Origin of the sequence: Mycolicibacterium brisbanense, from assembly GCF_001570425.1 — a bacterium.
Classification (GTDB): Bacteria; Actinomycetota; Actinomycetes; order Mycobacteriales; family Mycobacteriaceae; genus Mycobacterium; species Mycobacterium brisbanense.
On sequence record NZ_BCSX01000007.1, the window covers coordinates 260,660 to 284,224 of the forward strand.

A 23,565-nucleotide genomic window follows, 5' to 3' on the forward strand; every position below is an offset into this window, starting at 1 on the left:
GATCGGGTGGCCCGCGACTACTACGAAGTCCTCGGGGTGTCGCGCGACGCGACCACCGATCAGATCCAGCAGGCGTTCCGCACACTAGCCCGCAAGCATCACCCCGACGTCAACAAGGATCCAGCGGCCGAAGAACGCTTCAAGGAGATCAACGAGGCCTATCACGTGCTGTCGGACCCCGAAACCCGCAAGCGCTACAACCGGTTCGGCGAAGACTTCCGGAAGGTGCCCGAGGACTGGGAAGAGCGGGTGGGCGCCGGTACCGGTGGCTTCGGCAGCGCAGGGCCCTCCGGCCCGCGGGTGCGATACGGCCAGGGCTTCGCCGGCGCCGATGGCATCAACATCGAGGACCTTTTCGGCGACATGTTCGGCGGCGGTGGCGGATTCGGGCCGATTCCGGGTGCCGACCAGGAAGCGCTGCTGGACCTGACCGTCGAGGAGGCCTACCGGGGCGGCAAACGGCAGATCTCACTGGATGGCCGCAATTACGGGGTGAGCATTCCTGCCGGTGTGATCGACGGTCAGCGGATACGGCTGGCGGGTGAGGGTGGCAGAGGTAGCGGCGATGGACCGGCCGGAGATTTGTACCTGCGCGTGCGCATCAAGCCGCATCCCCGATTCCGGCTCGACGGACGCGACGTGACCGTCGATCTGCCGGTATCGCCGTGGGAGGCGGCGCTCGGGACCACTGTCGTCATGAGAACTCCCGGCGGCGAAGCGAAAGTTAAGGTGCCGCAAGGGTCGTCGACCGGCCGACGGTTGCGGCTGCGCGGCGAAGGCATGCCCAACCCGCGCGGTGCCGCGGGCGACCTCTACGCAGAGATCAAGGTGATGGTTCCACCGACACCCACGACACGAGAACGCGAGCTGTTCGGGCAACTGGCGGCGGAGTCCACGTTCGACCCCAGGAGAGGACCATGACCACACCACGCTATGTCCTGGCGCGGCGGCCCGGAATGCAGCTCGACGACTTTGCAAAACGCTGCGCGTTGCATCCCGACATGGTGCGCCGACTGGTGGCGCTCGGCCTTGTCGCTTGCCAACAGGATGCCCGCGGCGATCTCCGGTTCGAACCGTCTGCGTTACTGACAGTCGGCCGTATCCAGCGGTTGAGGACCGGTCTGGGACTGAACTACGCGGCGATCGGGCTGGTGCTCGATCTGCTGGACCACATCGAAGAGCTGGAATCCGATTCTCGCCGGAGGAGGGCGTCACGGTGGACATCAACAAGCTGACGCAGAAGTCACAGGAAGCGTTGGCCGAAGCGCAGAGCATCGCAACCCGGATGGGTCATATCGAGGTCGATGGTGAGCATCTGTTGATGGCATTGATCGACCAGCCCGAGGGTCTGGTACCGCGGCTGCTTGATCAGACGGGTGCCGACACCCCGGCACTGCGCGCCGACCTGGATCGCGAGCTGAACCGACGTCCGAAGGTCAGCGGCCCCGGTGCCGCGCCGGGCCAGGTCTCTGTCACCAGGCGCCTGGCGAACCTGCTGGAGGCGGCCGAGCGGGAAGCCAAGCGGCTCAAGGACGAATACGTATCGGTGGAGCATCTTGTCATCGCCCTCGCAGAAGAGGGTTCAGCGAGTGCCGCCGGACGGATTCTCGCCTCCCACGACGTGACTCGAGACTCGTTCCTTACTGCGCTGGCGAAGGTCCGGGGCAACCAGCGGGTCACCTCGGCGACCCCGGAGGGGGCCTACGAGGCGCTGGAGAAATACCTGTCTCTTCTCGTCGCCGAAGGCCGCGCCGGCAAGCTGGACCCGGTGATCGGACGCGACGCCGAGATCCGCAGGGTGATCCAGATTCTCAGCCGCAAGACGAAGAACAATCCGGTGCTCATCGGTGACCCCGGTGTCGGCAAGACGGCGATCGTGGAGGGGTTGGCCCAGCGGATCGTGCGCGCCGATGTCCCAGAAGGCCTGCGAGACAAGACAATATTCTCCCTCGACATGGGCTCACTGGTGGCAGGGGCCAAGTACCGCGGCGAATTCGAGGAACGGCTGCAGGCGGTGCTGTCAGAGGTGAAGGCCGGCGAGGGTCGGATCCTGTTGTTCGTCGACGAGTTACATACCGTGGTCGGCGCCGGGGCGACGGAAGGATCCCTGGACGCCGGCAACATGCTCAAGCCGATGCTCGCCCGCGGTGAGCTGCACATGATCGGCGCCACCACCCTCGACGAATACCGCAAACACATCGAAAAGGACGCCGCACTGGAGCGCCGGTTCCAGACTGTGCTGGTCGACGAACCTGATGTCGAGGACACCGTTTCGATTCTGCGTGGGCTGCGCGAACGCCTCGAGGTGTTTCACGGGGTGAAGATCCAGGATGCCGCACTGGTAGCGGCGGCAACCCTGTCGCACCGCTACATCACCGACCGCTTCCTGCCCGATAAGGCGATCGACCTGGTGGACGAGGCATGCGCGCGGCTGCGCACCGAAATCGACTCGATGCCGGCGGAGTTGGATGAGATCACCCGTCGCGTCACCCGACTCGAGATCGAGGAGGCGGCGCTGGCCAAGGAGACCGACGCGGCCAGCAAATCCCGGCTGGAGGAACTTCGCAAAGAACTGGCCGACCTGAGGGCCGACGCCGACGCCCGGCACGCGCAATGGGACGCTGAACGACAGGCGATCCGTCGGGTACAGGAACTGCGCGGGCAACTCGAGCGGCTCCGGCACGAGGCCGAAGAAGCCGAACGCAACTATGACCTCAACCGGGCGGCTGAGTTGCGCTACGGCCAGATCAACGAACTGGAACGCAAACTGCAGGCGGCCGAGGCACAGCTGGCGTCCAAGCAGGGGGAAAAACGACTGCTGCGCGAGGTCGTCACCGAGGACGAGATCGCCGAAATCGTGGCCGCATGGACCGGGATACCGGTCGCGCGATTGCAGGAGGGCGAACGGGAAAAGCTGCTGCGGCTCGACGAAATCCTGCATGAGCGGGTGATCGGCCAGGACGAGGCGGTCCAGCTCGTCGCCGATGCGGTGATTCGGGCCCGCTCCGGAATCCGGGATCCGCGCCGCCCGATCGGCTCGTTCATCTTCCTCGGACCCACCGGGGTCGGTAAGACCGAGCTCGCGAAGACGCTGGCCGCCGCGTTGTTCGACAGCGAGGACAACACGGTCCGGCTTGACATGAGCGAATACCAGGAGCGGCACACGGTGAGCCGATTGGTCGGTGCGCCACCGGGATACGTCGGCTACGAGGAGGGCGGCCAGCTCACCGAAGCGGTGCGTCGCAAGCCCTACTCAGTGGTACTGCTCGATGAGATCGAGAAGGCGCACGCCGATGTGTTCAACACCCTGCTGCAGGTGCTCGACGACGGCCGGCTCACCGATGCACAGGGACGTCAGGTCGACTTCCGCAACACGGTGGTCATCATGACCTCCAACATCGGATCGCACTACCTGCTCGACGGCGTCACCGCGCACGGCGAGATCAAGCCCGACGCGCGCGACCGGGTGATGGCCGAACTGCGCGGACACTTCCGGCCCGAGTTCCTCAACCGCGTCGACGACATCGTGTTGTTCACCCCGCTGTCGATGCCGCAGCTCGAACAGATCGTCCAACTGCAGCTGACCGAACTGCGGGATCGGTTGGCGGAAAGGCAAATCGAGGTCGACATCACCCCGGAGGCTCGTCGAATGATCGCCGAACACGGCTACGATCCGGTGTACGGGGCGCGGCCGCTGCGCCGCTACATCGCCCACGAGGTGGAGACCAAGATCGGCCGGGCACTGCTGCGTGGCGACATCGCAGGCGGTGGCAAGATCCGCGTCGCCGTGGAGAACGGCGAACTCGCCGTGGCCTATTCGGAACCGGCCCTGGTGGCGTGACGGAGGAGGCGCCATGGAAACAGACATCCTGACCTGCGCGCACTGCGGGAAACGCAACCGGGTACCCGCGGCGGCCGCGGGTAAGCCCCGATGCGCGAACTGTCACCAATGGTTGCCGTGGATCACTGCGGCGGGCGATGCGGACTTCGCTGATATTGCCGAAAAGTCCTCGGTTCCAGTACTCGTCGACCTGTGGGCGACCTGGTGTGGACCGTGCCGCATGGTGAGTCCGGCACTCGAACAGCTCGCCACCGAACGTGCAGGACAACTCAAACTGGTCAAGGTCGACGTGGATAAGGCACCGGCGATTTCGCAGCGGTTCACGGTGCAGGCGGTGCCGACGCTGCTGCTCCTCGACCGCGGGAAACTACTGGCGCGGCAATCCGGTGCCGCTCCGGTTGCGGCGCTGCGCAATTGGTTGGACAACGCACTGTCGGCCGACAGCACGAAGGAGGCACGGTCATGACATCTGTAGGTGCAGATCCACACGTGGCGACGATTCGCCAGGTGAGCCCCCGCACGAACGGCTGCGAGGAATGTCTGCGGCTCGGCACGCCGTGGGTGCATCTGCGGCTGTGCCTGACGTGCGGGCACGTCGGGTGCTGCGACTCGTCACCGATGCGGCACGCGCGTGCGCATGCGCACACTGTGGGCCACCCGATCGTGCAGTCCTTCGAACCCGGCGAAGATTGGCGCTGGTGCTACGTCCACGAGAACTATGTCTGAGGCCGCCGCCGACCAGCGCGCATCGACTTCGCTGGCAGAAACCCCCGACATCTACGGCGCGTACCCGCGACTCTCCGGCGATCAGATCGCCACCCTCGAGGCAGGGGGCGTCCGGCGCGCTGTCGACACGGGCGAAACGCTTGTGCGCGAAGGTGAGCGCTCCGACTACTTGTTCATCATTCTGTCCGGCAAGGTCGCCATCACCACTACCGACGAAGCGGGCAATCGGCACGTTTTCCGGGTACACGGCCCCGGGCGGTTCCTCGGGGAGCTCGGCGACCTCGAAGGCCAAGCCGCGTTCTACACCGCCGAAGTGGTGGAACCCGGCGAAGTACTCGTGGTGCCGACCGAGCGGGTGCGTGACCTGGTCGCCCACGATCCGGTGCTCAGCGATCTCTTCCTGCGCGCATACCTGTTACGCCGCTCGCTGCTGATTCAGGAAGGAACCGGGTTCAGGATCATCGGCTCCTGTTATGACCCCGACACCTTGCGACTGCGAGAATTCGCAGCGCGAAACCGGTTACCGCACAGATGGATTGACCTGGAACGTGACAAGCATGCCGAGCGGCTGCTGCAGCGGTTCGGAGTATCGCCGCAAGACACTCCCGTGGTGATCTGGGGCGGTGAGGTGCTGCGCAACCCGACCAACACCGAGCTGGCCCGCCGGGTCGGGCTGCCGGTGCCCGACACACTGGCCGACGAATCCGACGTCGTCGTAGTCGGCGCTGGTCCGGCCGGGCTGGGCGCGGCGGTTTATGGCTCCTCGGACGGTCTGAACACCGCGGCCATGGAGCGAATCGCAACCGGCGGGCAGGCCGGGACGTCATCGAGAATCGAGAACTATCTCGGATTCCCGGGCGGCATCTCGGGTGCCGACCTGGCCGAACGGGCCGTCCTGCAGGCCGGCAAGTTTGGCGCGCGGATCACCGTCTCGGCGGAGGCTACCCAGCTGGAATCCGACGGCGGACAGCATCTGCTCCGGCTCGCCGACGGCGCGTCGGTGATCGCCCGTGCCGTCGTGCTTGCCACGGGAGCACGGTATCGGAAGCTCGCCGTACCGGGAATCGAAACGTACGAGGGCAACGGCGTCTACTACGCCGCCACCTTCGTCGAGGCGCTGATGTGCGGTACGGGGCCCGTCATCATCGTCGGGGGTGGTAACTCGGCGGGGCAGGCGGCGATCTTCCTCGCTGCGCGGGTTTCGCGGGTGTATGTGGTGATCCGCGGCGATGACCTGAACAAAAGCATGTCCCGATATCTCGTCGACCAGATCCACCAGCACGCCCGCGTGACCGTGCGGTCTTCTACCGAAATCCGTGAGGTGCACGGAGACCGTGTGCTGACAGCGGTGGTGGCCGAGGACAACCGGACCGGCGAGCGTCACACGATCCAGACCCGCGCCGTGTTCGTTTTCATCGGCGCGGATCCCAACACCTCGTGGCTCGCCGGCGCCGTCGCACTCGATGATCACGGCTTCGTGCCGACCGGCCAGGCTGCGCTCTACTCGGACACCGACGGCGAGCAGGGGCGAACGCAACGCCGGCCGATGATGTTGGAGACCAGCCGGCCCGGTGTGTTCGCAGCGGGCGACGTCCGTCTCGGCTCGGTCAAACGGGTGGCCTCCGCGGTCGGCGAGGGATCGATGGCGATCCGCCAAATCCACGAGTACTTCGGCAGCTGATCGCCGACGCTCGCCCCGCCCCGTGACCTGCCCTCACGCACGCCACCAGGCACGTTTGGCGGCGCAGGCTGCGGGGGTATGCCGACCCAATGCCAGGCGCTCCGTCATCAGTCTTACTCATCGCCGATCCCGGTGCTCCGGCGGCGATCGCCGAACGGCTTTCTGATTCGCTCCCGAACGCACTGACCGAGTGGGCTCTCGCAGATGGCAAGTGGGACGTGTCTGTGCGACGCGGCTCCTATCCGGTCGATGAGCATGCCGAGGTCGTAGAAGTGATCCGAACCGTGAACCCGGCTGGCGAGACCGAGGACATCGTCATCTACCTGACCGATCTACCGCGACGCCGCGGGACGACGCCGGTGATGGCTGATATCAGCGTGAATGAGCGGTTCGGACTGATTTCCATCCCGGGAGTGGGCGGGTTGTTCATCGATCGCCGAGTGAGGAATTTGACGCAGACAGTCGTCGCCGAGGTCACGTGCCAGCCGAACAAGCAACATCGATCCGCGAAGCGACTGACTCGGACGCAGGAGGACGATATCGTCCGCTACGTCGCGCCGACAGGACTGTCTCGTCTGCGGCTTCTGATGGGCATGGTCTACGCCAACCGCCCGTGGCGATTGGCTGCTGGTTTGTCCAAGGTGTTGATGGCGGCGTTCGCTGCTGGGGCGGTAAGCCTTGCGTATCCGACGATTTGGCAGTTGTCCGCCACCATGGGCCCCTGGCGGCTGAGCGCGGCCACAATCTTGGCGAGCGCAGCGATGATCGCATGGCTCATCCTCGACCACGAATTATGGGAACGGCCGCAGTCGGCCTGCGAGCGTGAGCGCGCGGTGTTGTACAACGCAGCGACTGTCGTCACCTTGACAATCGGCGTCGCCATTCTCCACATCGGCCTGTTCATCCTGCTGCTCGTGACCGCCTGGTGGACGCTTCCGCCGGAGATGGTCGCTCACAACATCGGCCAGCCCGTCGGCCTCTCAACCCTGTTGCTGATGGCTTGGCTGGTGGCGGCGGTCGCAACGCTCGGCGGTGCCCTGGGATCAGGGATGGAGGACGACAAGGCCGTCAAGGCGGCGGCATACGGGGTTCGGCAACGACAGCGGTTCGACAAATAGAACTGACGAGACAGTGGCAATTCAACACGTCGTTTCGTGTCTCAGCCCTCGCTGCATCTCCCCTGCGTGTGCAGACGGGCGACGAACTATGCCGATCGCGGCTCGGCAACCTCGGCAAGCGTCGGGTAGTCGATGTAGCCGACCGGACCAGGCGCGTAGAACGTCGCGACGTCGGGCTCGTTGAGCTCGGCACCCAGCACCAGCCGGTCGATCAGATCGGGGTTGGCCAGGTAGGTCCGTCCGACCGCGGCCGCGCTGATCGCTCCCCACTCGGCGTATGCCTCGAGCTGGGAGAAGTCGGTGCCGGTGTCGCGGCCGGTGTTGAGCACGAACGTTCCGGACCACAGCGCACGCAGCACGCCGAAGATGTGCGCGCTGGGATCGATGAGGACATGCAGGTAGGCGATGCCCAGCGGGGCGATGCGGTCGAGCAGCGCCTCGTAGACGTTCATGTCGTGCTCCCGCATGTCGCCGGCGTGGTTTCCGGGGGAGATCCGAAGACCGACGCGTCCCGCGCCGATCTCGGCGACGACAGCCTCGACAACCTCGGCGGTCAGCCGGGCCCGGTTCTCCGGTGACCCGCCGTAGGCGTCGGTGCGCTGGTTGACGACGTCGGAGGCGAATTGGTGCAACAGGTAGCCGTTGGCGCCGTGGATCTCCACCCCGTCCATCCCGGCGTCGATGGCGCGCCGCGCGGCAGCCCGGAAGTCGGCGACGATGCCGGGGATCTCCTCGATGTCGAGCGCGCGCGGGATCTCCAGCGGCTTCTTGCCGGTGGGACTGTGGGTGAGCATGTCCGCGGCGATGGCCGACGGCGCGACGGGCCGGACACCGCTGATCTCCGAATGCCCCATGCGGCCGACGTGCCACAGCTGCACGAACATCTTGCCGCCTGTGTCGTGCACGGCCTGCGCGATCTCGGCCCACTTCGCCTGATGAGCATCGGTGTAGATGCCAGGGGTGTTCATATAGGCGCCGTTGGCCGTCCGCGAGACGGCCGTGGCCTCGGAGATGATGAGCCCCGCGGCGGCGCGCTGTGAGTAGTACTCGGCCGCCAGGTCCGACGGCGTGCCGTCTGCGGCGGCCCTCGAACGCGTGAGCGGCGCCATGAACAGACGGTTGGTGGCGTGCGTGTCACCCACCTGGATGGGCTGAAGCAATGCGGAATCGGCGGCGAGTGCGTGGGTCACGCCTGCAGTAAGCGCCCCGCGTGGCCGCTGAATTCCCGCACTAGCCTCTTGAAACATGACTGTCACACGGCTGCGGCCCTACGCCGTCACCATCTTCGCCGAGATGTCGGCGTTGGCCACTGAGCTCGGCGCGGTGAACCTGGGCCAGGGCTTTCCCGACGAGGACGGCCCGGCCGCGATGCTCAAGATCGCGCAGGACGCCATCGCCGAAGGCATCAACCAGTACCCGCCCGGCCTCGGTATCCCCGCGCTGCGGCAAGCGATCGCCGCGCAGCGGCACCGCCACTACGGCACGGTCTACGACCCCGACACCGAGGTGCTGGTGACGGTCGGCGCCACCGAGGCCATCTCCGCCTCGCTCATCGGGCTTGTCGAACCCGGCTCCGAGGTGCTGGTCATCGAGCCGTTCTACGATTCGTACTCCCCCGTGATCGCCATGGCCGGTTGCGTGCGCCGCAATGTCCCGCTGGTCGCCGACGGCAACGGGTTCGCGATCGACCTCGAGGGCCTGCGCGCCGCGATCACGCCGAACACCCGGGCCCTGATCCTCAACTCGCCGCACAACCCGACGGGCGCCGTGGCCTCCGACCCCGAGCTGCATGCCATCGCCGCGCTGGCAGTCGAACACGACCTGTTGGTGATCAGCGACGAGGTGTACGAGCAGCTGGTCTTTGACGGGCACGCACACCGCCCGATCGCCAACTACCCCGGGATGTCCGGGCGGACCATCACCATTTCCAGCGCGGCCAAGATGTTCAACGTAACCGGCTGGAAGATCGGATGGGCCTGCGGCGCACCAGATCTCATCGCCGGCGTGCGCGCGGCCAAGCAGTACCTGACCTATGTGGGCGGGGCACCGTTTCAGCCCGCGGTCGCCCACGGCCTGAACCACGAGGATGCCTGGGTGGCGGATCTGCGCGAGTCGTTCCAGGGCAAGCGCGACCGGTTGAGTGCGGCCCTGACCGAGATCGGGTTCGAGGTGCACGACAGCGCGGGCACGTACTTCCTGTGTGCCGATCCACGGCCGCTGGGCTACGACGACAGCACGGCGTTCTGCGCCGAGCTGCCGCACCGGTCCGGGGTCGCGGCCATTCCGATGGCGGCGTTCTGCGATGCGCAGGCACCGCATGCCGACTTGTGGAATCACTTGGTACGCTTCGCGTTCTGCAAGCGCGACGACACTCTCGACGAAGCGATCCGGCGGCTGCAGGTGCTGAAACTGTGACGGGCTGCTACTCGACGGCCATCTTCGCGGCGCGTTCCCGCGCGGTCATCGCGCCCCAGATGCCGTAGGGCTCGGGGGCCGTCAGAGCGTGGCGCCGGCATCGTTGGAGGACGGGGCAGCTCAGGCAGATCGCCTTGGCCCGCTCCTCACGCTTGTGCAGCGAACGTCCCCGCACCTCGTCGGGAAAGAAGACCTCGGCCGGATGGTCCCGGCAGCTGGCGCGCAGCTGCCAACTCCATTCGTCGAGTGCGGGTGGCGGCAAGTTCTGCGGGCTGCGGTTGAGCGGGATCGCCGGACGGCTGGGCCGAGCCACATCGCCGGTTGACCGGTCAAAGACTGTGAGCGACAACGCAAGAGACCTTTAGCCAGAAGTTGTGTATGGCATGCCATCCTGCCAGTAGCTACGACCCGGCCAGTCCGTCACTGTGTAAGAAATAGACCGACAATTGCTACACAATGCTCGCCGATTCCCATGCGCGATCGGCGTGAGAAGCGTATCGGCAGACCTTCCGCGTCACAGCTCCGCAGTGACCGCCCACAGCGCTTCGAGGTCGGCCTGCTCGGCCCGCAACGGGCTGAGCACGACGTCGGTCGCCCCGGCATCCCGATAGGCCTGCAACTGCGCCCGCACCTGTTCGGCCGGCCCAACCGCGGCCAGCTCGGCGACGTTGGCCAGCCCCTCACGGGCGATGACCTTCTGATACGACGGAATGGTCTGATAGAACTCCAGGCGCTCGGCGGCCAGTTCGCGCGCGCTGGTCGCGTCGTCGGACACGAGCGCAGGCACCATCGCGATGATGCGCGGCTGCGCGCGCCCCGCCGCCTCTGCCGCGGCGTTGATGGTCGGGACGATGAACTCCCCCAGGGTGCGCGGTCCGGCGAGATACGGCATGGTGCCGTCGGCGAGTTCACCGGTGACCTGCAGGGCCGCGGGTCCCATCGCCGCGACATACACCGGAATGCCGCTGCCGCCTCCGACGCGCACCGGCCACTCCGGGGCGGCGCTGAACTGTTCGCCCTGGAAGTCGACGTCACCGTCGTCGAGGATGGCTCGCAACACGGTCAGGTGCTCGCGCAGCCGCTGGACCGGTTTGGGCCAGTCGGTGCCGAACGCCTGCCGCTCGGGATGGTGTGCACCCAGACCGAGGCCGAGGCTGAACCGCCCGCGCGACGCGGCTTGAGCTGTCTGCGCCGCGGAAGCCACGAGCAGCGGGTGGCGAGGGTTGATCGGCACCACCGATGTCCCCACGCCGAGATCGGGGACCGCGGCCCCGATCAGCGCGGACAGCGTGATGGCGTCGATGTCGAATTGCTGGGCCAGCCACACCTGACGAACACCGGCCTCGTGGGCGCGGCGGGCCTGGGCGATCACGTCGTCGACGACGTTGTCAGCATCGGGATTGACCCGGAGAACGATTCCTGTCGGCATGTCCGCAGCAACCGGCCACGCCGCACCGGCTATTCCGTTCTACGCAGGCTGAGCCAATCCCATGACGCGCTGACGCAACCGGTCTAATGCGACGTGCAACACGACCTTCTTGGCCCGCCGCACGATGAACTCGGGAAGCGGCACGGTCACATCGACCGTGATGTCGAACCGCACCCGTGTCTTGTCGATCTCGGGCGTGAGGTTGTACTCGACGTGCTGCCCGCGCTGCTGCAGGTTCTCCTCGGCGTCCCACACCATCCAGGTGTCGCCCCAGTGGTATTCGAGTATCTCCTTGTCGGTGATGCCCAGCAATCGCATGGTCGCACGGACGTGGTGGGGCTTGCCGTCGGGATAGCGATCGACGATCTCGACCTGCCGGTGTACCGATGACCAGGTCGGGAGTGCATCGACATCGGCCAGGACGTCCATGATCGCCTTCGCCGGGGCGTCGAAGACGACCTCTCGCGATGCGCGAACGGCCATACCCACGAATGTAGTTACTGCCGCCCCGGCAAACCGTCGGTTTCCGCCGATCCGCGCGCGACGATCACCGGGACCCGCACTGATTCGACCACCGCAGCACTGACCGAGCCGAGCATCATGCCGACGAATCCGCCCCTGCCCCGGGAACCGACGACCACCAGCTGGGCGCCATCGGACTGCTCCACCAGCTCTCGTGCGGGCCTGCCGCGCATCAGTTCCCGACGCACCACCACATCGGGATAGCGCGCGCACCAGCCCGCCAGCTGCTCGGAGACCATCCGGTCCTCGCGGGGCGTCAGATCGGTCCACTTGACGTCGGGGAACTCGTAGTCGACGTCGTTCCAGGTGTGCACCACGACGAGTTCGGCGCCGCGCCGCGACGCCTCGTCGAAAGCGATCTCGGTGGCCAGTTCCGATGCGGGCGAACCGTCGACGCCGACGACGACCGGTGCGTCATCCGCCGGATGGGATTCATCGTGGATCACCGCGACCGGGCAGTGCGCGTGCCGCACGAGACTGGAGCTGACCGAGCCGAGCACCCGGCGGCTCCACTTGCCCAGGCCCCGGCTGCCGACGACCAGGAGGTCGGCGCGGCGCGAGCGATCGACCAGCGTGCCGACCGTGTTGCCCGATACGACGGCGGCGTCCAGCTGCAGGCGTTCCTGCCCCGCGGTGGCCTTGTTGGCGATGTCGCGCGCCAAAGCCACCACCTCCTGTCCACGCTTTTGCTGCCAGCCCCAGTAATCGTCCGGCAGTCCCATGTCGAGGTATGCGGGCCCGGCGGCCATGGGCAGCACATGCAGGAAGGTCAGCGGCACCCCACGTAGTGCGGCATCCCGGGCAGCCCATGCCACGGCGACATCGGACGACGGCGACCCGTCGACGCCGACCACGATGCCGTGCCGAACCTGCTCCTCAGACATGCGAATCCCCTTTCCGCGCAGCGGTTTACGACTCGGCACTGCGGCAGATGAGCACCGGCACCGGGCTGTGGTGCAGCATGTTGAGGCTCGTCGACCCCAGCAGCGTGCCGACCACGGCGCCCCGGCCCCTGGTTCCCACCACGATCAGTTGAGCACCGGAGGCATGCTTTAGGATCGCTTTTCCCGGGGATTCCAGTTCGACGAAGCATTCCGCCTCGACCGACGGGTGCTTGGTGTTCTCGGCTTCGACGGCCGCGGCCAGTGACACCAGCTCGGCGGCTTCGAGACCTTCCCAGTCGATCAGGAATGGGATCGTGACACCGGCCTCGGGTGGCGGCGTCAACGACAGTGATCGCACCGCCGTGAGGCTCGCGCCGAAGCGCTCCGCGAACGCAAAGGCCGCCGCCTGCGCCGCCGCGGCCGCGGGGCTGTCGTCGACGCCCACCACGACACGTCCATCCCCCGGTGCGACGGCGTCCCCGCGGAATGCGACCACGGGGCACGCGGAACGCGTCGCGACCGCAAGCGACACCGACCCCACCAACACCGCTGCCGCGGGCGTGACCGATTTGCCGCCCAGCACCACCAGCTGTGCTGTTCGGCTGGCCTCGATCAGCGCCTCGTCGGCGGGTTCGTTCACCGAAGCTGTTGTGATCGTGAGTCCTGCTCGCTCCGACCGCACCGCGTCGGCGGCGGCCTTGAGGTACAGATCGGCGCTGTCTTGCTGATACGACATCGTCGCGGCGGTGATCGCGGCGGCGGTCTGGCTCAGGTTGCGGCCGAGGGTCGGCAGCGCATACACGATGTGCAGGGGCGCGCCGAACTTCTCGGCTACACCGCCTGCCCAGCGGGCGGCGTTGATGGCCGAGCCACTGCCGTCGATTCCGACCACTACCGGCTTGTCCGAGGAAGTCATACCTCGATGCTCGTCGGTAATCGGCAGGTTCCACAGGGCCGAAAGTCCCCTGGCCGGTCAGGTCCAGCCGATGTCCTCGATCGCCGTGGTGCCCTTCGGAGGTGTGCCCGGGGTTCCCGCGGGCGTGCGGGAGAACCGCGGTGCGGGTGCGGCCTGGTCGACGCCGTCGAGGGACACCAGCGTCGAACGGGCCCGCAGGTGCTCGTTCTCGGCGGCCTCACCCCAGGTCAGGACCGGTGTCACGCACGCGTCGGTGCCTGCGAACACCTCAGTCCACTCGTCGCGAGTCTTGGTGGCGAACCGTTCGGTGAGGATCGCGCGCATCTCGTCGTACCGGGCCAGTTCGAACTGTCCGGGAATCTCGTCGGCGGACAGCCCGAGCCCGGCCAGCAGCTGGGCGAAGAACTGCGGCTCGATCGACCCCACCGCCATGTAACCTCCGTCGGACGTCTCGTAGGTCCGGTAGTACGGCGCACCACCGTCGAGCAGGAACGACTCCCGCTCATCGCGCAGTGAACCGGTGGCCCGCATGGTCCACATCATCTGCGCCAGCATGCTGACCCCGTCGACCATCGCGGCGTCGATCACCTGGCCCTTGCCGGACTTCTCCCGCTCGTACAGCGCGGTCACGATGCCGATGACCACGAGCATCGATCCGCCGCCGAAGTCGGCGACCAGGTTCAGTGGCGCCACCGGCGGGCGGTCGCGGTAGCCGATGGCGCTGAGCGCACCGGTCTGCGACAGGTAATTGATGTCGTGTCCGGCCGTCTGCGCCAGCGGACCGTCCTGACCCCAGCCGGTGATGCGGGCAAAGATCAGTCGCGGGTTGACCGCAGCGCACTCCTGCGGGCCGATACCCAGCCGCTCGCACGTGCCCGGCCGAAAACAGTCCAGCAGCACATCGGCTTTCGCGGCGAGCTCGAGCAACTTGTCCGGTTGCGCCTTGACGTCCAGATCCACGATGCGCTTGCCCCGGTGCAGCAGGTCCACGTCCTCGGCAGGCATGGTGAGCCCGCCGGGTCGGCGCACCCGCACCACGTCGGCGCCCAGATCGGAGAGCATCATCGCCGCGTGCGGGCCGGGGCCGATGCCGCCGAGTTCGACAACTCGCACGCCATCCAAGGGGCCGGTTTTGGTCATGCGAGGCACACTAGCGGCATGCCCGAAAACGCCTACACGGTCGGTGACTATCTGCTGGACCGCCTCGCCGAGCTGGGAGTGACCGAGATCTTCGGCGTGCCCGGCGACTACCAGCTGGAGTTCCTCGACCACATCCTGGCTCACCCCCGCGTGCGATGGGTCGGTGGCGCGAACGAACTCAACGCCGGGTATGCCGCCGACGGGTATGGGCGGTTGCGCGGCATGGCGGCACTGGTAACGACATTCGGTGTGGGCGAGCTGTCGGCCGCCAACGCCGTGGCGGGCAGCTACGCCGAACACGTACCGGTCGTGCACATCGTCGGCGCCCCGTCCAAGGACGCGCAGGGCGCCCGCCGCATCGTGCACCACACGCTCGGCGACGGCGACTTTGACCACTTCCTGCGGATGAGTCGCGAAATTACTTGCGCCCAGGCCAATCTGGCGCCGGCCACAGCGACGCGCGAGATCGACCGGGTGCTCTCGGAGGTCCGCGAACAGAAGCGTCCGGGCTATCTTCTGATCGCCACCGACGTGGCCCGCTTCCCCACCGAGCCTCCCGCCGCGCCGCTGGCGCGCTACACCGCGGGCACCAGCCCGCGGGCGCTGGCACTGTTCACGGCCGCGGCGGCCGAACTCATCGGAACCCACCGCCTCGCGGTGCTCGCCGACTTCCTCGTGCACCGGTTGGGCTGCGTCAAGGAACTCAACGCGCTGCTGGCCGCCGATACCGTGCCGCACGCAACGCTGATGTGGGGCAAGAGCTTGGTGGACGAGAGTTCACCGAACTACGTCGGCATCTATGCCGGTGCGGCCAGCGAGGATTCGGTGCGCGAGGTGATCGAGGATGCGCCGGTGCTGGTGACCGCGGGGGTGCTGTTCACCGACATGGTCAGCGGCTTTTTCAGCCAACGCCTGGACCCGGCCCGCACCATCGACATCGGCGCCAACCAGAGCGTGATCGCCGGGCAGGTGTACGCGCCACTGGACATGTCCGCCGCACTGGAGGCCGTCACCGCGATCCTGTCCGAACGCGGGATCACCTCGCCGGAACTCCCGCCTGCACCGACGCGGACCCAGGCCCAGACGCCGGACAGAGACGCGGCATTGACCCAGGAAACGTTGTGGGACAGCCTTTCTGAGGCTCTGACACCGGGCAACGTGGTGCTGGCGGATCAGGGTACGTCGTTCTACGGCATGGCGGGGCATCGGCTGCCGTCGGGCGTGACGTTCATAGGCCAACCACTGTGGGGGTCCATCGGCTACACCCTGCCCGCCGCACTGGGTGCCGGGCTGGCCGACCGCAGCCGGCGCACGGTGTTGCTGATCGGTGACGGCGCAGCGCAATTGACGATCCAAGAGCTCGGCACATTCGGCCGCGAAGGATTGGCGCCGGTGGTCGTGGTGGTCAACAACGACGGCTACACGGTGGAGCGTGCCATCCACGGTGTGACTGCGGAGTACAACGACATCACCGCGTGGCGCTGGTCGGACCTACCCGCCGCGCTGGGGGTCACCGACGCCCTGACCTTCCGGGTGACCACCTGTGGGGAACTCGCCGACGCACTGGCCGCAGCAGCCGCCACAGCTGACCGCATGGTGTTCATCGAGGCGGTACTGGCCCGGATGGACATCCCACCGCTGCTGACCGAACTGGCGCAGTCGGCGTCAGAGGCCAATTCCCGTGGGGCGTCGTAACGACTGCCGCTATGCCGTGGTCATCGATTCCGGAAGGCCCATGACGTCGTGCGCCTGCCGGTGCCGGTTGGCCTTGACCACCCGGCCGACGAAACCAGGCCGCAGCAGTCGCGTGGGGCCGTCGATCATGCCGACCACTCGCAAAAACTGTTGGGCGACATCAGGATCCGTCTCGGCCGCGGTCATCACCTTCTCCAGGTAACCGTTGCTGATCCGCATCGACACTGGCCGCGACCCGGCCACCTCGGGCAGCGCCAGATCCGAGCCCACCGCCGTCTGCCAGGCCAGCCGTACCTTCTTCGCGCCGGCCCGGTAGAAACGCCGGGGCAGATTCCGGGTGCCGCGACTCAGGCAGTCGCGCAGCACCAGGGCCTCGACGGCCGCGATCGTCATACCCTGCCCGTAGATCGGGTTGAAGCTGCACACCGCATCACCGCAGACCAGCAATCCGTCCGGAACCCGGTGCATGGTGTCGTAGCGGCGCCACCGGTTGGAGGGCACCCGGTAATGGACCACGTCCCCGAGTGGTTCCGCGTCCCGAACCGCGTCGAGCAGCGCCGCGGGCGCGAAATCCTCGACGAATTGCAACATCTCGGCCAGTTGCCGCGGGGGTTCCAGGCCGGCCATCCCGCCGACGGCGAACATCCAGGTGTCGTTCTCGTATCCGATCAGACCCAGCATCCTCGGACGGCCCGCCACCGGCATCACCGCCGTGAAGTACTGCTCCACCACACCTTTCGGAATACGTAGCAGCTGCGCGACATAAGCAAGCTGAACCATCAGCTCGTTCTGGCGCGGCCGTCCAAAACCCAACTCTTCCAAGAAAACCGGAGTTCGGGATCCGCGCCCCGTCGCGTCGACCACGAGATCGGCTGTGAGCGCCGACTCATGTCCGGTGCTCCGGCAGGTGACCCGCGCGCCGGTGACGCGGTCCCGCGCAGACGTCGCGGTGAGCGCGAGCAGATCGTGACCGTCCAGGGTCGTGACGTTGGCGATGTCGCGCACCCGCCGACGCACGTCGCGTTCCAGCAGCCGCCGACTGGGGTACTGCATGGTGATCGGGTCGAGGACCGATTTTCCGGACCGCACCATCTGGTGCCCGCCGATCGTGATGGACAACTTGGAGAAATCGCCGTCGCACCAACTCGGAACGCCTTCGGCGGCCAGTTCGTCGAGAAAAGACGGGAACAACTCGTCGAGGATCTGCGCTCCCCGTGCGGAGAGCGCATGGATGAGCCTGCCCTGCGGAACCCCACGCCGATACACGGGGTCATCGCCCAGCTCGTCGCGCTCGACGATGGTGACAGTCTCGTAAAAATCGGAGAGCACCCGCGCGGCCAGCAGGCCCGCCATGCTGCCGCCTAGAACCAATGCGTGATCGCCGAGTTTTTCCATGGAATACCCCTGGTGAGCTGGACGAATGGGCCGCTGGAATTGTCCGGCGCACAGGCGGTGGCGCAATAGAGTAGCCCGCTACCCCATTGGTCGATGTCACATTCCGCCGAGTCGCGGTGTCTAGAGGACGTAAGCCCGATCGACGAAGGAGCACACCATGGATGCCCGACTGAACATCTTCGAAAACGCGACCGCCTCCAAGATGATCAAGCACGTCACCGCGGCGGGCAAGGTCATCACGGCGTCGAGTTTGCCTGAAACGACACAACAATTGGTGGCCCTGAGGATCAGCCAGATCAACGGCTGCGCATTCTGCACCGACATGCACACCAAGGACGCCACGCTCGCCGGCGAGACCCCGACCCGGCTTCACCTGGTGGCGGTTTGGCGCGAGGCCACCGTGTTCACCGAGGCCGAACGGGCCGCGTTGGAGTTGGCCGAGCAGGGCACCCGCATCGCCGACGCGGCAGGCGGGGTGTCCGACGAGGTCTGGGCGAACGCCGTCAAACACTACGACGAGGACCAACTCGTCGCGTTGGTGTGCCTCATCGCGTTCATGAACACCGTGAACCGGCTCAACGTCATCATCCAGCAGCCGGCAGGCGACTACCAGCCCGGACAATTCGCCGCACAGGCGTCTTAGCTAGCCGCCTTTCTTGACCTTCAACACCTGCTTGCGCAGGCCGTCGGTGGCGGTTTCTGTGCCGCCCTTCATGGCCCGCTTGAGGATGAAGCCCGGCAGCGGCACCGCCAGATCGATGGTGATGTCGAACTTGACCCTGGTCTTGTCGCCGTCGGGCGTCAGGGTGTAGCTGGCGTCCTGTTTCTTGAGCTGTGTGGCCCGGATCAGCGTCCAGCTCACCTTGTTCTCGGCCCAGGTGTATTCGATCACCTGGGTGTCGGTGATCCCGGCGGCCTTGATCGTCATCTTCACCCGACGCGGCCTGCCGTCCTCGTAGGTGTCCATGACCTCAGCGCTCTGGTACTGCGGAGACCAGGAGGGGGTTGCGTCGATGTCGGCGACGGCGTCGAGGATCTCCTGCGGGGTCGCTTCGATCACTACTTCGCGGGAATCGCTGGTTGCCATGCGGGGAGGGTACTCGGACTACGCTCGCCGACATGACCAGTGCGGTAGATCCGACCGTGCCGCCCAGTGGCGCCGGATGTGTGGAATGCGATGCAGCGGGCGGTTGGTGGGTGCACCTGCGTCGGTGTGCGGCGTGCGGACACATCGGATGCTGCGACGATTCGCTGTCGCGCCACGCGTCAGCGCACTGGCAGGCGACCGGTCATCCAATCATCCGCTCATTCGAGCCGGGGGAAGACTGGTTCTGGGATTACTCGTCCAATCAGTACTACGACGGCCCTGAACTCGCCCCACCCGAAAACCACCCCACCGACCAGCCCGTGCCCGGGCCCCAGGGCCGCGTGCCTGCCGATTGGGTGCAACAACTGCGCGCCCGCCAAGACTAGTTTCTGATCATCGCTGTGGCCGGCCTCGATGAGAATGGTCGAACTGCTAGACGTCCGCGCGGAGATCCGCGCCTGACGCCCTGCCGCCTCCACGCTGATACCCCGACTGATCACGTCGAAGCTCGCCGACTATTCGCCGTCGGCGTGCGGCGCAGCGTGCTCGGGCAGGACTCCGATCCGATGCCGCTGGACCAGTCGGTAATAGCCGTAGCCGAGGCCGATCACTGTGGCGCAGAACAGAACCGCTCCCCACTGCAGATACCAGTGGTACGGCGGAGCTGGGTTGTAGACGGACTGCCGGGGCCAGGCGACGTTCACGATCATCGCGATTCCCCACACCGTTGCCGCGATGCTGACGGGGATACCGAATCGGCCGAGGTGGAAGTATCTACGGTCGGTCTGCCACTGGCCGGTGAGACGGCGATGCGCAAATGATGCCGACACGATCGAGTAGGCGATGAACGCCAGGACGACGGTGGTGCTGGTCACGACGACGAAGATCTGTGGTTGCCGCACGTTGAGCACCAGGATGCCGATGGCGATCACTCCGGTGATGACAGCGGTCAGGATCGGTGCCCTGGTCACCTTGTTCACCCGAGCCAACGCAGAGCTGGCGGGGAGAGCGTTGTCGCGACTCATCGCGAACATCATTCGCATGGCGCCAGTTTGGTTGGCCAGGATGCAGACGAAGATGGCGATCACGACACAACCGAGCACGACGTCGCCGAGCGTCTTGCCGAGTACGTCCTGCACCACATAGGGCAACCCGGAGGTGGAAAGTTCGTCGGCTCCGAGATCGCCGACGGCCATGAGGGCACCCAACATCAGAAGCGCCCCCGTGAGGCCGGCGGCGGCCAACGCGCGCAGGATCGACATAGGGCTGGTGCGGCGGGGATTGACCGTCTCCTCACCAAGCGAACCGGCAGTATCGAATCCCCACATGATGTAGCAGCCCAGCAGGAGTGCCATGAGCATGGCGCCGGGAAGACCCAGCGAGTTGTCATGCCCATGGCCGACACTGTCGAACACCACCTGCGGGCCACGCTTGGCGGCGAAGAAGAAGAACACGATCAGAAATACGCTGGCGATCAGCTCGACGATGACCCCGACGTTGTTGACTAACGAGACCACCCGTACGGGAAGGGAATTCAGCACGGTAGCGACGACGATGGCGATCGCCCCCAAGATGACCCCGTTGGTGGCCGCGTCATACGGTCCAGAGCCATCACCGTAGATCCAGAAGATGTCGGAGATGGTGGGCAGCACGAACTGCATTGCCAGCGCGACCGCCGCCGTGGACACGATGAGTGCCAGCGTCAGTGAGAAACCGGCGAGCCACGATGCGGTTTTACCTCCGACGTGTTTGGACCAGTTGTACACCGAACCCGCGATCGGATAGTGCGTCGACAGCTCGGCGAAGCACAAGCCGAAGAGCATCTGGCCACCGAAGGCGATGAGCCACGTCCACCAGAACGGCGGACCTGCAATCGAAAACGCAAAGAAGAACAGCTGGAACGCGCCCGTGAGAATCGAGATGAACGCGAAGCCGGCCGCGAAGGTGGAGAACGAGCCGAGCGTGCGTTGGAGCTCCTGCCTGTAACCGAGGCGGGCGAGGTGCTGCTCATCGGCGTTGTTCGCGTCAACCCTCTCCGGGGTCTGATGGGTCATCGAAGTCCTCTCTTCCCGTGCGTCCCGAAACTCCACGCACGGACTGGTGCTGCAGATCACCTCGAAGTGAACACCCATAAGTTCGTAACGTCAATAGTTTGTGTTTGTTCCGAACATATGTAATGATCGTTTGCACGTTCGCAGCACGCTAGTGTCGGGTAGAACACACAACAGATCCCACCCATCGAAAGGACGCCACACGTGAAAACGCCAGGCACTCGTGGGTTCGACGAGTCGTTCGATGTCGCAGTCATCGGCGGCGGAGTCCTCGGCACTGCCGTTGCGGCTCGCTTGTCAGCCACTTCGGCTTCGGTGTGCCTACTCGAGGCCGAAAACGATGTCTGCGAAGGCGCCAGCAAAGGCAACGCCGGCGTCGCTGTCTCCTATTACGGACCTCCGGGCACCCTCGAGACGGAGCTGATCAACCGTAGTTGCCCGCGATGGGAGGAACTCTGCGCACGACTGGGCGTTCCCTATCGGCGCATTGGCGGCGTCATGGTCGCACTCAACGACAGCGAAGCATCGCGACTGGATCACACGCTGGGCGAGCTCGAACAGGCCGGCGTTCGGGGCGAACTTCTGGATCCCGCTCAAGTGCGCCACATCGAGCCGCTCATCACCGCCGACTGCGTAGCCGGGCTCCACATGCCAGACGAAGGCGTGATCGACCCGATGGCACTCACCGTCGCCTACGCCGATCTGGCGGTCACCAACGGCGCGTCGTTCCAACTCGGCGCCCGGGTGGAGCGAATCGATCGCCTCGACGATGGGACATCACTCGTCGGCACCACTCGTGGACGCGTCCGGGCCCGATTCATCGTCAATGCCGCGGGCGTGGCAGCCGGTCAGATCGCGCAGCTGGCCGGTGGCGAGGCGCTGCACTGCTGGCCCCGCAAGGGGCAGTACGCCGTGATCGACCGGCTGTTCGCCGAGCGCCTGTCCACGATCGTCTTCTGCACGCACTCGCCTGATACCAAAGGCATCAACGTCGTGCCGACGACGCACGGCTCTGCATTGCTAGGGCCGACCGCGCTGGACATCGATGACCCGTACGACAAGGCGACCGACTACGACACGGTCGCAGCACTCATCGAGAGCGCGCGACGGCTGGTCCCCGACCTCACCACAGACGTGGTGATCAAAACATTCGCCGCGAACCGACCTGCCGGCGACGAACAGCACCGGCTACGGTTCGACACGCGGGTCGACAACCTGCTGCACTGCACCGACCGCTCAGCCGGGGTCAGCCTGTCCCCCGCAGCCGCGGACCTGACGCTCGAGCTGCTGCGCGAAGCGGGACTGCCAGCAGAAGACCGCGCGGACACCGTCATCGCGTTGCCGCCGTCGCCGCGATTGAGGACGGCCGCCAACCCGGACGCACTGTTCGCCCAAGACGCGTTGTTCGGCCAAATCGTATGTGCCTGTGAACATGTCAGTGCGGCCGAAATCAACCGGACCCTAACCGCTCCCGTTCCCGCAACATCGGTGGACGGCGTGCGGAAGCGCACCGGCGCCGCATACGGTCGCTGCCAAGGCTCCCTGTGTTCGGCCGGGATCACCTTCATGACGGCCCTGTCGACCAACACTGGTCCGGCGACGGTGCGGCAGACCAGCCAAGGAACGGTCGGGGCATGATCACCGCACCGTTTGTCGTCGTCGGCGCCGGGCCAAGCGGACTCGGCTGCGCGTGGGAGCTGGCACAGCAGGGCGCTGTCGTAGTCGTAGATCGGATTCCGGTTGCCGGCGGCAGCGCCGGCTGGTCAAGTCCCACCGTGAGGCGCCTCGTCGAACGTGTCGCCTCACGTGGAGTACGACTTCGGCTGGGCGAGACCGCGATGCGCTTCGACGGCACCACCCTGACGGTCGCCACACCCAGCGGCTTTCACCACATCGAGGGCAAGCAGCTGATCGTTGCGGCCGGGTTGCGTCCGGCCACCGCAGCTAACTTGGGCATCGACGGCGACCGTCCCGCCGGCGTGCTGGCAGCCACCGTGGCCGAGCATCTGCTGCACACCGGAGTGCGGCTATGGCAGACCGTGGTCATCCTCGGCGACGGTCCGTGGAGCCAACCTGTCGCCACGATGTGCCGGCGCCTGGGCACCCGAGTTATCGGCATCGCCGAGCGCGCATCGTGGGCCGACGAGCGCATCGACCCAGTGCCACGGCTATCCGTCATCGGCCGCGATCGGATTACCGGTGTGCGATTGCGCCACTCAACGAGAGACGTCACCGTCAACTGCGACGCGCTCGTCCTGTCAGGCGACCCACGCCCCAACCGAAATGTCGTCGGAGCTCTCGGCGCGGGCGACGGCAACGTCGTCTTCCACCAGCCCATCCGACCGACAAACACACAGGATCGCTTCCAGGCCGGCGCCACAGCGATGCGCGACTGGCTACACAGCAGCGGAGGAACCTCATGAAAGTCAGTTCGCCCATCGGAGAGCTCCCGTTCGAACCACGCACGGTTCATCTGCACCGCAACGGAATTCGCGTCGACGGAGTGATAGGAGCCTGGCCCGCGCAGGTCACCATCACCACCGGCGACATCCCAAGTTTGGCCCGCGTCGCCGCCCGTCCGGCGCTCATCGGCGCCGTCGGCTTCACCGCTGTCCTAGGTCTGATTCGACTGACCAGATCCAACCGTCACCACCGATAGAGAGGA

The 23,565-nt window shown here is 66.2% G+C and carries 24 protein-coding genes; 14 read left to right on the forward strand and 10 right to left on the reverse strand.

Going from position 1 to position 23,565, the window contains the following annotated elements; all coding sequences use genetic code 11:
- Positions 1 to 6: 6 nt before the first annotated feature.
- The 7 genes from RMCB_RS03735 (at position 7) to RMCB_RS03765 (ending at position 7,366) form a co-directional block, all read left to right on the forward strand.
- Complete coding sequence (locus RMCB_RS03735; protein ID WP_062827672.1) at positions 7 to 921, forward strand: DnaJ C-terminal domain-containing protein; 915 nt, start codon at positions 7 to 9, stop codon at positions 919 to 921.
- Complete coding sequence (locus RMCB_RS03740; RefSeq protein ID WP_062827673.1) at positions 918 to 1,235, forward strand: chaperone modulator CbpM; 318 nt, start codon at positions 918 to 920, stop codon at positions 1,233 to 1,235. The genes RMCB_RS03735 and RMCB_RS03740 overlap by 4 nt, the downstream gene beginning before the upstream one ends.
- The gene (clpB, locus tag RMCB_RS03745) at positions 1,217 to 3,841 is read left to right on the forward strand and encodes an ATP-dependent chaperone ClpB (RefSeq protein ID WP_062827674.1); all 2,625 of its coding nucleotides are present in this window, start codon (positions 1,217 to 1,219) and stop codon (positions 3,839 to 3,841) included. Before RMCB_RS03740 ends, clpB begins: the two co-directional genes overlap by 19 nt.
- 13 nt (positions 3,842 to 3,854) lie before the next feature.
- A complete protein-coding gene (gene trxA, locus RMCB_RS03750; protein ID WP_062827675.1) occupies positions 3,855 to 4,307 on the forward strand; it encodes a thioredoxin in 453 nt (150 codons plus the stop codon).
- Positions 4,304 to 4,567 (forward strand): UBP-type zinc finger domain-containing protein, encoded by a 264-nt coding sequence (locus RMCB_RS03755; RefSeq protein ID WP_062827676.1) that lies wholly within the window; start codon positions 4,304 to 4,306, stop codon positions 4,565 to 4,567. The genes trxA and RMCB_RS03755 overlap by 4 nt, the downstream gene beginning before the upstream one ends.
- A complete protein-coding gene (locus tag RMCB_RS03760; RefSeq protein ID WP_062827677.1) occupies positions 4,560 to 6,248 on the forward strand; it encodes an FAD-dependent oxidoreductase in 1,689 nt (562 codons plus the stop codon). The genes RMCB_RS03755 and RMCB_RS03760 overlap by 8 nt, the downstream gene beginning before the upstream one ends.
- Positions 6,249 to 6,337: 89 nt before the next feature.
- Positions 6,338 to 7,366, forward strand: coding sequence for a hypothetical protein (locus RMCB_RS03765; RefSeq protein WP_062827678.1), 1,029 nt, complete (start codon positions 6,338 to 6,340; stop codon positions 7,364 to 7,366).
- Between the two features lie 86 nt (positions 7,367 to 7,452).
- Here RMCB_RS03765 and RMCB_RS03770 read toward each other — a convergent pair whose 3' ends face one another.
- Positions 7,453 to 8,556 carry an alkene reductase gene (locus RMCB_RS03770; RefSeq protein ID WP_062827679.1) on the reverse strand — a complete coding sequence of 368 codons (1,104 nt, stop codon included), beginning with the start codon at positions 8,554 to 8,556 and terminating at the stop codon, positions 7,453 to 7,455.
- Positions 8,557 to 8,611: 55 nt separating this feature from the next.
- On the opposite strand from RMCB_RS03770, the gene RMCB_RS03775 reads away from it, so the two are divergent.
- Complete coding sequence (locus tag RMCB_RS03775; RefSeq protein WP_062827680.1) at positions 8,612 to 9,781, forward strand: pyridoxal phosphate-dependent aminotransferase; 1,170 nt, start codon at positions 8,612 to 8,614, stop codon at positions 9,779 to 9,781.
- A 7-nt stretch (positions 9,782 to 9,788) separates the two neighbouring features.
- Here RMCB_RS03775 and RMCB_RS03780 read toward each other — a convergent pair whose 3' ends face one another.
- From RMCB_RS03780 to RMCB_RS03805, 6 genes are all read right to left on the reverse strand, one after another.
- Entirely contained in the window at positions 9,789 to 10,130 is a 342-nt protein-coding gene (locus tag RMCB_RS03780; RefSeq protein ID WP_234791982.1) for a WhiB family transcriptional regulator, read from the reverse strand.
- A 165-nt stretch (positions 10,131 to 10,295) separates the two neighbouring features.
- The gene (locus RMCB_RS03785; protein WP_062827682.1) at positions 10,296 to 11,210 is read right to left on the reverse strand and encodes an LLM class F420-dependent oxidoreductase; all 915 of its coding nucleotides are present in this window, start codon (positions 11,208 to 11,210) and stop codon (positions 10,296 to 10,298) included.
- Between the two features lie 39 nt (positions 11,211 to 11,249).
- Positions 11,250 to 11,693, reverse strand: a complete 444-nt coding sequence (locus RMCB_RS03790; protein ID WP_062827747.1) for an SRPBCC family protein — start codon at positions 11,691 to 11,693, stop codon at positions 11,250 to 11,252.
- A 14-nt stretch (positions 11,694 to 11,707) separates the two neighbouring features.
- The gene (locus RMCB_RS03795) at positions 11,708 to 12,616 is read right to left on the reverse strand and encodes a universal stress protein (protein WP_029369780.1); all 909 of its coding nucleotides are present in this window, start codon (positions 12,614 to 12,616) and stop codon (positions 11,708 to 11,710) included.
- Positions 12,617 to 12,641: 25 nt separating this feature from the next.
- Positions 12,642 to 13,532: a universal stress protein gene (locus RMCB_RS03800; protein WP_062827683.1), complete on the reverse strand. Its 891-nt coding sequence runs from the start codon at positions 13,530 to 13,532 to the stop codon at positions 12,642 to 12,644.
- A 57-nt stretch (positions 13,533 to 13,589) separates the two neighbouring features.
- Complete coding sequence (locus RMCB_RS03805; protein ID WP_062827684.1) at positions 13,590 to 14,672, reverse strand: CaiB/BaiF CoA transferase family protein; 1,083 nt, start codon at positions 14,670 to 14,672, stop codon at positions 13,590 to 13,592.
- 18 nt (positions 14,673 to 14,690) lie between these two features.
- Between RMCB_RS03805 and RMCB_RS03810 the strand changes: the two genes are divergently transcribed.
- A complete protein-coding gene (locus tag RMCB_RS03810) occupies positions 14,691 to 16,367 on the forward strand; it encodes an alpha-keto acid decarboxylase family protein (protein WP_062827685.1) in 1,677 nt (558 codons plus the stop codon).
- 9 nt (positions 16,368 to 16,376) lie between these two features.
- Here RMCB_RS03810 and RMCB_RS03815 read toward each other — a convergent pair whose 3' ends face one another.
- Positions 16,377 to 17,762: an FAD-dependent oxidoreductase gene (locus RMCB_RS03815; protein ID WP_062827686.1), complete on the reverse strand. Its 1,386-nt coding sequence runs from the start codon at positions 17,760 to 17,762 to the stop codon at positions 16,377 to 16,379.
- Positions 17,763 to 17,919: 157 nt separating this feature from the next.
- Here RMCB_RS03815 and RMCB_RS03820 point away from each other — a divergent pair, with 157 nt between their 5' ends.
- The gene (locus RMCB_RS03820) at positions 17,920 to 18,405 is read left to right on the forward strand and encodes a carboxymuconolactone decarboxylase family protein (RefSeq protein WP_062827687.1); all 486 of its coding nucleotides are present in this window, start codon (positions 17,920 to 17,922) and stop codon (positions 18,403 to 18,405) included.
- Here the strand turns inward: RMCB_RS03820 and RMCB_RS03825 are convergent, their stop codons facing one another.
- The gene (locus RMCB_RS03825; protein ID WP_062827688.1) at positions 18,406 to 18,849 is read right to left on the reverse strand and encodes an SRPBCC family protein; all 444 of its coding nucleotides are present in this window, start codon (positions 18,847 to 18,849) and stop codon (positions 18,406 to 18,408) included.
- Between the two features lie 32 nt (positions 18,850 to 18,881).
- Between RMCB_RS03825 and RMCB_RS03830 the strand changes: the two genes are divergently transcribed.
- The gene (locus RMCB_RS03830; protein WP_072278402.1) at positions 18,882 to 19,235 is read left to right on the forward strand and encodes a UBP-type zinc finger domain-containing protein; all 354 of its coding nucleotides are present in this window, start codon (positions 18,882 to 18,884) and stop codon (positions 19,233 to 19,235) included.
- 129 nt (positions 19,236 to 19,364) lie between these two features.
- Here the strand turns inward: RMCB_RS03830 and RMCB_RS03835 are convergent, their stop codons facing one another.
- Entirely contained in the window at positions 19,365 to 20,903 is a 1,539-nt protein-coding gene (locus tag RMCB_RS03835; RefSeq protein WP_062827748.1) for an APC family permease, read from the reverse strand.
- A 201-nt stretch (positions 20,904 to 21,104) separates the two neighbouring features.
- Here RMCB_RS03835 and RMCB_RS03840 point away from each other — a divergent pair, with 201 nt between their 5' ends.
- From RMCB_RS03840 to RMCB_RS03850, 3 genes are read left to right on the forward strand one after another with little or no spacing between them, the layout of a single operon-like run.
- Positions 21,105 to 22,538 carry an NAD(P)/FAD-dependent oxidoreductase gene (locus RMCB_RS03840; RefSeq protein ID WP_062827690.1) on the forward strand — a complete coding sequence of 478 codons (1,434 nt, stop codon included), beginning with the start codon at positions 21,105 to 21,107 and terminating at the stop codon, positions 22,536 to 22,538.
- Positions 22,535 to 23,323 (forward strand): FAD-dependent oxidoreductase, encoded by a 789-nt coding sequence (locus RMCB_RS03845; RefSeq protein ID WP_062827691.1) that lies wholly within the window; start codon positions 22,535 to 22,537, stop codon positions 23,321 to 23,323. Before RMCB_RS03840 ends, RMCB_RS03845 begins: the two co-directional genes overlap by 4 nt.
- Positions 23,320 to 23,559 (forward strand): hypothetical protein, encoded by a 240-nt coding sequence (locus RMCB_RS03850; protein WP_062827692.1) that lies wholly within the window; start codon positions 23,320 to 23,322, stop codon positions 23,557 to 23,559. Before RMCB_RS03845 ends, RMCB_RS03850 begins: the two co-directional genes overlap by 4 nt.
- Positions 23,560 to 23,565: the final 6 nt, after the last annotated feature.